The following is an 11,085-nucleotide window of genomic DNA, read 5'->3' on the forward strand; positions in this document are numbered from 1 at the left end:
GCAGTTCGCGACGGTTGCCGCCCGGCCGTAGAGCATCGCGGCGCCGGTCGGCGAGTTGGGCGTGAACTGGCCGGTATTCGCGTCCATGTCCCAGGCGTAGAGCAGCACCGGCAGCAGAAATCCGGCGAGCAGCAAGGCGGCTGAGCGCAGCCGCAACGTCCAGCGCGGTCCGCAGACCCAGAGCACGAAAAGCAGGGTGGGCACGATCGTGACCTCGCCGATGGACCGCACCGCGACGCTCATGCCGAGGATCAAGCCGACTACGACCAGGGTTTTCGCGCCCGCCTTCCTGCGCCAGGCCAACAGCAGCAGCGCGCCGGTGACCATGGCCAGGAAGATCGAGTCGCTGAGCAGATACTCCTCGATCTGCCACTGATAGGCGTCGAGCAGGATCGGCGCGGCAGCCACGGCCGCGAGTGTCTTCGGCGCCGCGCAGCGTCGCAGCAAGGCGTACACGGCCAATCCTGCTGCCAGGCCGAGGAGGTGCTGGACTACGGCGAGGGTGAACAGGTTGGCTGCGGCCAGAAAGACCTTGATGACGAGCGAATAGCCCATCGGGTCCTCGCCCTGAGGCAGCAGCTGGACGCTGTTGCCGACATACCAGAACGAGTCGAGGTTGGTCAGCAGCGGCCGGTACGCCTGCAACGCCAGCAGCCGGCCGATCGCTCCGGCGACGAAGAGCAGCGTGAAGAACCAGTGCTCCCGCGCGGCCCGCAGCAGGCGACCCGGAGCCGCCACCGTCCACGCGCGCAGCCGCGACCACGACCAGGCTGGCAGCCGCGACCACGACGGCAGCCGACCGGACCAGCCGCCCGGCCGCTCAGGCGCCGCCGCCGCTTCGGTCACGGCCCCTGCTCGCGGAAGTCCTGCCAGACCCCGGCCAAGCCGTCCTCCAGCGCGACTTTCGGCTCGTATCCGAGCGAGCGAGCGCGGGCGATGCTCACCACGACGGCCGGCATCTCGCCGGTCTGCGCCGCAATGTGCTCGACAGGCAGCTCGGTCCCGGTGGCTTCACGGGCCGCGCGCACCAGTTCCAGGACGCTCACCGAACGTCCGGCGCCGATCACCAGCGGCCCGATCGCCTGCTGTGTCCAGGCGGTCAGCACACCCCGGGCCACGTCCTCGACGTTCACCAAGTCGCGCGACTGCTTGCCGTCGCCGTAGACACGGACCGTCTCCCCGCTGCGCGCGGCGCGCATCAGCCGAGGCACGAAGCTGTCCTTGTGCGCCATGCCCGGACCGTAGACGTTGGTGAACCGCAGCGCGCACGTCGCCATGCCATACGCACCCGCGTAACCGGACAGCAGCATCTCGCATGCGGCTTTGGAGGCGCCGTAGGGCGTGAGCGGCCGCAGCGGCGAGGTCTCGTCGATCGTCGCGGTGCCCACGTCGCCGACTACCGCGTTGGTCGACGCGAGCAGGAAACGCGGCACGTCGCGCAGCCGTGCCAGTTCCAGCAACCCGGCGGTGGCCGTCACGTTCAGCTCGTGCACTCCAGCCGGGTCACGCATCGAGGCCAGCACTGAAGTCGCGGCGGCGAGGTGAACGATCCCGTCGAGTCCGGTAGTGACCGCCGCCTCGCGGAACGCCGGGTCGCGCAGGTCGCCGGCCAGCGCCTCGCCGCCCTCTGGTACCTCGCCCGGCTGCTTGTCCGCGACGATCACCCGCGCCCCGGCCTGCACCAGGGCGCGGGTCACGTGCCGTCCGATGAAGCCCGCGCCGCCGGTGACCAGGACGCGCTGCCCGGCCAGCTGGTCGCCCGTCGAATGTGTCGTCGCCGCCTCGGTCATCGGCACGCTCACTTCGCCGCGGCGATGGCCGAGGACGGGTTGCTCTGCCTGCGCCAGCGCACGGCCGGACGCATCGCGTCGAGCTCGATCCGGTCCTTGTGCTGCTCGACCACGTCGAACAGCGACTCGATCAGCGTGTCCGAGAGCAGGTGCGGTTGCAGGCCCAGGGCCTCCAGGCTGGTGTGCACCGCGTTGTAGTAGTGGTTCTCGGACTCGACGCGCGGATTGTCCAGGTATTCGACTTCGACGTCGCCCGGATACGCGGTGGCGACCGTCTTGGCGATCTGCTCGACCGAGAGCGACTGCGTCATCTGGTTGAACACCCGGAACTCGCCGGCTTCGGCCGGGTTCTCGCAAGCGATCCGGATACATTCCGCGGTGTCGCGGATGTCGATCAGCCCGCGGGTCTGGCCGCCGGTGCCGTATACCGTCAGCGGGTGGCCGAGCACGGCCTGGATGGCGAAGCGGTTGAGCACCGTGCCGAACACCGCGTCGTAGTCGAAGCGGGTGGCCAGTCTCGAGTCAAGCACGGTCTGCGGGGTCTGCTGCCCGTAGACGACGCCCTGGTTCAGATCGGTGGCGCGCAGGCCCCAGATGCGGCAGGCGAACTCGATGTTGTGGCTGTCGTGCACCTTGGAGAGGTGGTAGAAGGAGCCGGGCCGCTTCGGGTAGAGCATCCGGTCGGTGCGCCCGTTGTGGGTGATCTCCAGCCAGCCCTCTTCGATGTCGATGTTGGGCGTGCCGTACTCCCCCATCGTGCCGAGCTTGACCAGATGGATGGCGGGGTCGGTCTCGGCGATCGCGTAGAGCAGGTTCAGCGTGCCGACGACGTTGTTGGTCTGCGTGTAGACCGCGTGCGCCTGGTCGATCATCGAGTACGGCGCGGCCCGCTGCTCGGCGAAGTGCACGATGGCGTCGGGTCGGAATCCCGCCACCGCCGCCCTGGTGAACTCGGGGTCGGTAAGGTCTCCGACGTAGGAGGTCAGCTGCTTGCCGGACACCTGCCGCCAGGCCTCAACGCGGTCGGCGAACGGCTCGATGGGTACAAGGCTGCGCACGCCCAACTCGGTGTCGTATCCGCGCCGGGCGAAGTTGTCGAGCACCGCGACCTCGTGGCCGTGGTCCGACAAGTACAGGGCCGTGGGCCAGCCGAGGTAGCCGTCCGCGCCCAACACCAGGATCCGCATGACCTGACCTCATCCATCCGCGCTCGTGACCGGGCTGTTACCAACGCTCAGTGGACATGCGGCGTCTGAAAGGGCGCTGGGCGGTTTCTGCAAAGAGCCTGAAATTCGGGTCCGGGACGAGGGATGATCCCCCTATGGACTCTCGCCGCCTTACAGCTCATATTCAGGAAACAGGCAGCAGACGTTCAGTTGTCCAGCGCAGGATCGGCACCGTGCCGATGACCGAGGAATCAGCCCCGCGCCTGCTCGTCGTGGACGACGAGCCGAACATCCGCGAACTGCTCTCGGTGAGCCTGCGGTTCTCCGGGTTCGAGGTGGTCGCGGCGGCCACCGGACGCGACGCGCTGGAGAGCGCCGAGCGCGACCCTCCCGACCTGGTGGTGCTGGACGTGATGCTGCCTGACCTGGACGGTTTTCAGGTAGCCAGGCGGCTGCGGGAGTCCCGGCAGGTTCCCATCCTGTTCCTGACCGCGCGCGACGCACTCCAGGACAAGGTGACTGGCTTGACTCTCGGCGGGGACGACTATGTCACCAAGCCGTTCAGCCTGGAAGAGGTAGTCGCGCGGATCCGGTCGGTACTGCGGCGTACCCGCGGCGATACGCCCTCCGCGGCGCGTTATCGGGTAGGCGATCTAGAGCTGAACGAGGACGCGCACGAAGTGCGGCGCGGGGGTCGGCTGATCGAGCTGTCGCCGACCGAGTACAAGCTGCTGCGGTACCTGATGCTCAATAGCGGCCGAGTGCTGTCCAAGGCGCAGATCCTCGACCGGGTCTGGAACTACGACTTCGCCGGCCAGCACGGCATCGTCGAGTCGTACGTCTCGTTCCTGCGGCACAAACTGGAGAACCAGGGGCCGCGGATGATCTACACCGTCCGTGGACTTGGGTACATCCTGCGTGAGCCTCATGAGGGAGACTGAATCTCCAGCAGCGGCTTAACAAGTGAGTACGGCTTGGCAGTGACGACAGCGTGACAGTGACTTCTACCTGGATGGGCACGGTGAGGCGCCGAGGACTCCGTCTCCTGGCCGGCGTGCGGTGGACGTGGAGCCGCAGCCCGCTGTGGGCACGGCTGGTCGCCGGCGCACTCGCGCTGGTCGCCCTCGCCCTCACGGTGACCGGCGTCATCGGCATCTCACTGCTGCGCGATTATCTGATCAACCAAAACGGCCAGCAGTTGCGCGCGTTCGGCAGCGCGGTGGCCGAAGCGCACCGGAAACCGATGAGCAATGGCCTCAACTGCGGCGGTCTGCCAAATGACAACGCCACCGAGCTGATCAGCGGCTCCGGTACCGCACACGTCGTTGCGTACTGCCCGGCTTGGGTGAACGGTGACACGGTGCTCCCCCAGCCGCCCTCACGCACGGCGCTGGCGGCAGCCGCTCAGTCCGGTGACTCGTTCATCCTCACCAATGAGGGCAAGCCGACGCTGCGTTGGGAGGCCGTGGTCGTGCAAACGCAGTACCACGTCTCTCCGCCGCTGCCCAAGCACACCACCCCGCTGGCCGACGCGGCGAAATCCGGGGCGGGCGCGGGCCTTTCCTCCGCGGCCACGACCGCGACCGGGTATGTGCTGGTCGCGACCAGCCTGAACTACGTTGACGCGACCGTCGCGCAGCTCACCCGGCTGGAGATCGCGGTCGACTCGGCGGTGGGCGCGGCGCTGGTGGTGCTCGGCTACATCATTGTGCGCACCGCGCTGCGGCCGCTGACCCAAATCGAGGCCGCGGCTGAGGCGATCTCCGCGGGGGACCTGTCCCGGCGCGTGTCAGGCGGCCACCCGAAGACCGAGACCGGCCGGCTGTCCGCCGCGCTTAACGGGATGCTCGGTCAGATCGAGACCGCGTTCAGCGCGCGCGAGCGCTCCGAGGCCGCCGCGCGCGACTCGGAACGGCGGATGCGCCAATTCGTCGCCGACGCCAGCCACGAGTTGCGCACCCCACTCACCTCAATCCGCGGCTTCGCGGAGCTGTACCGGCAGGGTGCGGCGGACTCCCGGCAGATGCCGGACCTGATCCGCCGGATAGAGCAGGAGGCGGTGCGCATGGGGGTGCTGGTCGAGGACCTGCTGATGCTCGCCCGGCTCGACCAGCAGCGTCCGCTGGCCCGTGACCAGGTCCACCTCGGTGCGCTCGCGGCCGAGTCGATCGCCGGGGCGAAGGCGCGGGAGCCGAGCCGGACGATCGAGTTGCGGACCGAACGGCCGTCCGGGGGCGAAGAACCGGTGGTCATCGGCGACGAGACGCGGCTGCGTCAGGCGCTGGACAACCTCCTCGACAACGCGCTGCGCCACACGCCCCCGACCGCACGCGTGTCGGTGCGCGTGCGACCGAGCCCGGACGGCGCCGCGAAGCCGGCCGAGTACCTGCTGGAGGTCGCTGATACCGGACCCGGCCTGAGCGAACAGGCGGCGGCGCACGTCTTCGAGCGCTTCTACCGCGCCGACCCCGCGCGTTCTCGCACCGCGAACGGTGACCGAGGTTCCGGTCTCGGCTTGGCCATCGTCGCCGCTATTACCGCAGCGCACGGAGGAACCGCGTCCGTACACACGGCACCGGGCCAAGGCGCCGTCTTCCGGCTCTCCTTGCCGGCCGCTCCGTCGCACCTCGAGCCCGCAGAAGCCGGAGAGCCCGCAGAGCCGAATGAGCCCGACGAGCCCGATGAGTCCGCACTCGATCCTGCTTTGGGCTCCGCCCCCTAGGTATCGGTGTGGCCGTACCGCCCGCCATAGCGCGTATCGGATAAGGCAGACTGGTCCCCCGCGCGCGTACCGGCGTATCGAGCACTCAGTCACGCGCTCGCCGAACTTTAGAATGGCCGTATATGCCGAACCTGATGTGGACCTGGCAGGAGGCCGCGGTCATCGCCGGGGCGCTGGCCGTCGGGTGGGGCGTGCTGCGGCGGCGGCAGGCGCTCCGGCGCACTCAGCCATTTCTCCGCGAAGCCTCGCTGATCATCGGGTTATATGCACTCTGGCAATTCGCCGGCTCGCTGTCCGGAAACGGAACCTACGCGGCGGTCGGACGCGGACAGTGGATCTGGAACACCGAACGCTCGACCCATCTGCTGAGCGAGCACACGGTGCAGGGCTGGATCCTGCCGCACCCGCTGATCGTGCAGGCCGCGAATCTGTACTACGACACCATGCACTTCACCATGATGATCGTATTCCTGTTTTGGCTGTTCATCTGGCACCGTGACGCCTATCCGCGCTGGCGAACCACCCTGGCCATCCTGACCGCGTCGTGCCTGCTGATCCAGCTGATCCCGGTTGCTCCACCGCGGATGCTGCCGAACCTGGACATGGTCGACACCGCGATGAAGTACGGGCAGTCGGTCTATGGCACGGTCGGTGGTTTCCGCGCCGATCAGCTCTCAGCGATGCCCTCAGTGCACGTCGGTTGGGCGTTACTGGTCGCCGCATGCGTATACAGCGTCGGCACGTCGCGTTGGCGGTATATCGGGATCGCGCACGCGGTGATGACCGTCCTCGTCGTCGTGGCGACCGGCAACCACTATTGGGGTGACGGGATAGTCGCGGCGGCCCTGCTTATCGCCGCTTTGTTCGCGCAGCGGGGCATACGCAAACTCCGACAAAAGCGCGTTACCGCACGTAAAGACCTAACCAAGCAGGATGTGGGACGCGGCGGACTCGTTGACGTGAGGTAACGCGCCGTTCATTATCACGACAGCTGCGCAGCTACCGGCGAGTAACCCACAACTCTCGCCGCCCCCCACTTCGACCTCACCTCCCCGCTTGGAGTTTCTCCATGCCCAACGCCGTGCGCGCCCGCGCCACGGCGGCTGTGGGTGGTGCGCTGCTGCTCGCAGTCGCGACCGCCAACGCCGCCGTGGCGGCTCCCCCAGGCAAGTACGTCTCCCTCGGCGACTCGTACGTCTCCGGGCCGCTCATCCCCAGTCAGGTCAACCTCGGCTGCCTGCGCTCGAACCAGAATTACCCGTCGCTCGTGGCCGCCGCGGAAGGCGTATCAGGCTTCTCTGACGAAAGCTGCGGCGCCGCCACTACGGACGACATGACGCAGTCTCAGGCCGACGGCCCGATCACCGTCAACGGGCCGCAACTCGACGGTGTCACCTCCGACGACGCCTTGGTCACGCTCGGCATCGGCGGCAATGACATCGGCTTCATCAGCATCATCGCCACTTGCGCTGGCGAGAGCCTGATCAATCCGTTCGGCTCCCCCTGCACCGCGCATTACACCTCAGGCGGCGCCGACCAGCTGGCCGCGGCGATCAACGCGACCGCACCCAAGGTCGGCGCTGTGCTTCAGGCCATCCACCAGCGCGCACCGCACGCCAAGGTGCTCGTCGTCGGCTATCCGGACATCCTGCCGGAGTACAGCAACGGCTGCTGGCCGCTCGAACCCATCGCGTACGGGGACGTCTCGTACTTGAGGGCGACCGAGAAGCGGCTTAACAGCATGCTGGCTGGCGAGGCCGCGGCGAACAACGCGCAGTACGTGGACACGTACACCTCCACGATCGGGCACGACGTCTGCCAGGCGCCGGGCACGAAGTGGATCGAAGGACTCGTGCCGCTCGCACCTGCCGCGCCCTTCCACCCCAACGCGCTCGGCGAGGCAGCAATGGCCAGGGCTCTGGAGGCGGCTCTCGCCTCCTGACCTGCCAATTAATAGCCGCGGCGAGATGGTTCTCAGTGACCGTCTCGCCGCGGCTCTTTTCGCCATCAGTGTTTTTTCGAGACCGCTCTCGCTCCGGACGAAAGTTATCCACAGCTTCAGAGATTTCTCGCACCCGCTGTCGGCGCAATCCGCTAGAAATAACTCATGATCGACCAGACCGGCTCCACCAGCCCTCGGGATGCCGCGGCCAAGACCGCCGTCATCGCGCCCGACCGCGCCGCGTTGCGCGCCGAGGCAGAGTCGGTGCTGCGCGCACTGGCCGGGCCGCAGGCTCAACTACGCGAGGACCAGTGGCAAGCGATCGAGGCCCTGGTCGCCGACCGGCGGCGCTGTCTGGTGGTGCAGCGCACCGGCTGGGGCAAGTCGGCGGTCTATTTCGCGGCGACCGCGCTGCTGCGAGCGCGCGGGGCCGGACCGACCGTGATCGTCTCGCCGCTGCTCGCCCTGATGCGCAACCAGATCGCCGCGGCCGAACGTGCCGGGTTGCACGCCGCGACGATCAACTCGGCCAACCTCACCGAATGGTCCGCGGTCGAGGAGCGGATCCGGCTCGGCGAGGTAGACCTGCTGCTGATCAGCCCGGAGCGGCTGAACAACCCGGTCTTCCGGGACAACGTGCTGGAGAAGCTGGCCGCCGAGACCGGCCTGCTGGTCGTGGACGAGGCGCACTGCGTCTCAGACTGGGGTCACGACTTCCGCCCCGACTACCGGCGGCTGCGCACACTGATCGGGCAACTGCCGGCAGGGCTGCCGGTGCTGGCCACCACAGCCACCGCCAATGCGCGAGTGACCGCGGACGTGGCCGAACAACTGGGCACCGGCCTCGACTCCGCCGCCGCCGCCGCTGCCGCCGCCAAAGCGAACCCAGCAGCATCGCGACCCGACACCGCGCCGCTGATTCTGCGCGGACCGCTCGATCGCGCATCCCTGCGTCTATCCGTGATCCGCCCGGGCGCAAACATCCCGGGCATGACCGCCGGCGGCGCAAACGCCCCGGCAGCAGCGCACCGTCTGGCCTGGCTCGCCGATCACCTCGCCGAACTGCCGGGCTCCGGAATCATCTACACGCTCACGGTGGCCGCGGCCGAGGAGACCGCGCTCTTCCTCCAGGAGCACGGCCATACCGCGGCGGCGTATACCGGCCGCACCGATGACGCGCAGCGCCGAGAAGCCGAGGACGACCTACTCGGCAACCGGATCAAAGCCCTGGTGGCGACTTCGGCGCTCGGCATGGGTTTCGACAAGCCGGATCTCGGCTTCGTCGTCCATCTCGGCGCTCCCTCCTCGCCGATCGCCTACTACCAGCAGGTCGGGCGGGCCGGCCGCGGCGTCGAACGAGCGGAGGCCATCCTGCTGCCGGGTCACGAGGACCAGGCGATCTGGCGGTATTTCGACTCGCTGGCCTTTCCGCCCCGCGCGGTGGTCGAGCAGGTCCTCGCGGTCCTCGGGCAGTCGCCGAAGCCGCTGTCCACCATGGCGATCGAACCGCAGGTCGAACTGCGCCGCAGCCGGCTGGAATTGCTGCTCAAGGTGCTGGACGCGGACGGCGCGGTGCGGCGCGTCTCCGGTGGCTGGACGGCGACCGGCGTGCCATGGAGCTACGACGAGGAGCGATACGCCCGGATCGCGGCGGCGCGCGAAAAGGAACAGCGCGCCATGATCGACTATGCCGCGACTGGCGACTGCCGGATGGAGTTCCTACGCCGGCAACTGGACGATCCATACGCCGAACGCTGCGGGCGGTGCGACAACTGCACCGGGTCACGGCTGTCGGCCGAAACCTCCACCGCAGCGGTGGAAGCAGCCGACGTGCACAGTCACCGGGTCGGCGTGCCGATCGAACCGCGCAGGCAATGGCCCAGCGGCATGCCATCGGTCGGCGTGGACCTGCGCGGCAGGATCCCAGAAGAGGAGCAGCACACGACCGGCCGAGCGGTGGCCCGGCTGACCGATCTCGGCTGGGGATCGGCGCTGCGCGACCTGTTCGAACTCAGCGCCGCCGACCGCCCCATCTCGGACTCGCTCGTCGCCGCCGTCGTCGACGTTCTACGCGAGTGGTCCGCACAGGGGGACCCGGCCCGCCGATGGAGTGGCGCGGGCCGGCCGGTCGGCGTGGTTTCGATCGAGTCGCGAAGACGCCCGCGGCTGATCGGTTCGCTGGCCGCGCGGGTAGCCGAGATCGGCAGACTGCCGCTGCTCGGCGCCGTGGACCGAGTGGCCGACGGGCCGCCCAGCGGCGGCGCGAACAGCGCATGGCGACTGCGTTCGGTGCACGCGGCCTTCGCCATCAGCGCCGAACTGGCCGACCGGCTCAGGGAGAATCCCGGTCCGGTGCTGCTGGTCGACGACCTGGTCGACTCCGGCTGGACGCTCACGGTCACGGCGCGCCTGCTGCGACAGGCAGGCGCGACGGCCGTCCTCCCGCTCGCACTGGCGACCGCGGGATAACACGGAGCAGGGCCGGTCCGGCGCCGCTTCCACGTTGTTTCACAATAGAACAGAGCACTAATACACGTGCCTTTTCCACCTCACGCACACGATTCACCGAGTCGGGCTGTGTCGGGTCAGCGTGTTCATTTAACAGTCCATTGACACACTGTGCGCGGCTGTCTAGCTTTTGCCGGGCGACGGATAGGCCGGCGCCGCCGAGTTCCGTCGGATTCGAACCCTGTTTTCGGGTTCTGCCAGGGATCGGGCAGTCAAGGAGGACTGATGACCCACGCACGCCTGCGTGCATTGATCACCGTGGTGGCGCTGACCGCCGCACCACTGGTGGGGGTGGCCGCCGAGGCGCCGCCCGCGGCGGCACTGAGCAATGGTTTGGCGTTGACGCCGCAGATGGGGTTCAACGATTGGAACGCCTATGGCTGTAACGTCTCCGAGTCCCTGATCAAGGCCACCGCGCTGGCGATGCACAACAACGGGATGCAGGCCGCCGGCTACCAGTACGTCAACATCGACGACTGCTGGCTGCTGAAGAACCGCAACAGCGCCGGGCAACTAGTCCCCGACCCGGCCAAGTTCCCCGACGGAATCTCCGGCACCGCCACCTACGTACACTCCCTCGGCCTCAAACTCGGCATCTACGAGGACGCCGGCACCGCGACCTGCGCCGGCTACCCCGGCAGCCTCGGCCACGAGACCACCGACGCGGCCTCGTTCGCCTCCTGGGGCGTCGACTACCTGAAGTACGACAACTGCAACAACACCGGGATCAGCGGCCAAACCCGCTACACCACCATGCGCGACGCCCTCAAGGCCACTGGCCGCCCGATCCTGTTCTCCCTATGCAGCTGGGGCCAGGAGAACGTCTGGACCTGGGGATCGAACGTCGGCAACAGCTGGCGCACCACCGGCGACATCAACGCCAGCTTCTCCAGCATGCTGTCCATCTTCCACCGCAACGTGGGGCTGGCCTCCTTCGCCGGTCCCGGCGGCTGGAAC

At 68.2% G+C, this 11,085-nt stretch carries 8 protein-coding genes and 1 pseudogene; 6 read left to right on the forward strand and 3 right to left on the reverse strand.

Annotated features, from left to right (window positions below; translation table 11 throughout):
• The 3 genes from VN779_RS00585 to VN779_RS00595 form a co-directional block, all read right to left on the reverse strand.
• The coding region (locus VN779_RS00585) for a phospholipid carrier-dependent glycosyltransferase (RefSeq protein ID WP_325719046.1) at positions 1-846 on the reverse strand (846 nt) is incomplete at its 3' end.
• Positions 843-1,790 (reverse strand): NAD-dependent epimerase/dehydratase family protein, encoded by a 948-nt coding sequence (locus VN779_RS00590; RefSeq protein ID WP_325719049.1) that lies wholly within the window; start codon positions 1,788-1,790, stop codon positions 843-845. The genes VN779_RS00585 and VN779_RS00590, both read right to left, overlap by 4 nt.
• Positions 1,791-1,798: 8 nt before the next feature.
• Positions 1,799-2,977 (reverse strand): NAD-dependent epimerase/dehydratase family protein, encoded by a 1,179-nt coding sequence (locus VN779_RS00595; RefSeq protein ID WP_325719051.1) that lies wholly within the window; start codon positions 2,975-2,977, stop codon positions 1,799-1,801.
• Positions 2,978-3,195: 218 nt separating this feature from the next.
• Here VN779_RS00595 and VN779_RS00600 point away from each other — a divergent pair, with 218 nt between their 5' ends.
• The 6 genes and pseudogenes from VN779_RS00600 to VN779_RS00625 all read left to right on the forward strand — a co-directional run.
• The gene (locus VN779_RS00600) at positions 3,196-3,897 is read left to right on the forward strand and encodes a response regulator transcription factor (RefSeq protein WP_325719062.1); all 702 of its coding nucleotides are present in this window, start codon (positions 3,196-3,198) and stop codon (positions 3,895-3,897) included.
• Positions 3,898-4,010: 113 nt separating this feature from the next.
• Complete coding sequence (locus VN779_RS00605) at positions 4,011-5,678, forward strand: HAMP domain-containing sensor histidine kinase (RefSeq protein ID WP_325719053.1); 1,668 nt, start codon at positions 4,011-4,013, stop codon at positions 5,676-5,678.
• Positions 5,679-5,800: 122 nt separating this feature from the next.
• Entirely contained in the window at positions 5,801-6,646 is an 846-nt protein-coding gene (locus VN779_RS00610; RefSeq protein ID WP_325719054.1) for a phosphatase PAP2 family protein, read from the forward strand.
• 101 nt (positions 6,647-6,747) lie between these two features.
• Positions 6,748-7,620, forward strand: coding sequence for an SGNH/GDSL hydrolase family protein (locus VN779_RS00615; protein WP_325719056.1), 873 nt, complete (start codon positions 6,748-6,750; stop codon positions 7,618-7,620).
• A 165-nt stretch (positions 7,621-7,785) separates the two neighbouring features.
• Positions 7,786-10,089: a RecQ family ATP-dependent DNA helicase gene (locus VN779_RS00620; RefSeq protein ID WP_325719058.1), complete on the forward strand. Its 2,304-nt coding sequence runs from the start codon at positions 7,786-7,788 to the stop codon at positions 10,087-10,089.
• 264 nt (positions 10,090-10,353) lie between these two features.
• A pseudogene (locus tag VN779_RS00625) lies at positions 10,354-11,085 on the forward strand (glycoside hydrolase family 27 protein); the annotation flags it as partial.

Source organism: Actinocrinis sp., from assembly GCF_035605935.1.
GTDB lineage: Bacteria > Actinomycetota > Actinomycetes > Streptomycetales > Catenulisporaceae > Actinocrinis.

Bases quoted from the DNA above. Each gene is read 5' to 3' on its own strand.
- VN779_RS00590 (WP_325719049.1), bottom strand. From the start codon at position 1,790: ATGACCGAGGCGGCGACGACACATTCGACGGGCGACCAGCTGGCCGGG.
- VN779_RS00595 (WP_325719051.1), bottom strand. From the start codon at position 2,977: ATGCGGATCCTGGTGTTGGGCGCGGACGGCTACCTCGGCTGGCCCACG.
- VN779_RS00600 (WP_325719062.1), top strand. From the start codon at position 3,196: ATGACCGAGGAATCAGCCCCGCGCCTGCTCGTCGTGGACGACGAGCCG.
- VN779_RS00610 (WP_325719054.1), top strand. From the start codon at position 5,801: ATGCCGAACCTGATGTGGACCTGGCAGGAGGCCGCGGTCATCGCCGGG.
- VN779_RS00615 (WP_325719056.1), top strand. From the start codon at position 6,748: ATGCCCAACGCCGTGCGCGCCCGCGCCACGGCGGCTGTGGGTGGTGCG.
- VN779_RS00620 (WP_325719058.1), top strand. From the start codon at position 7,786: ATGATCGACCAGACCGGCTCCACCAGCCCTCGGGATGCCGCGGCCAAG.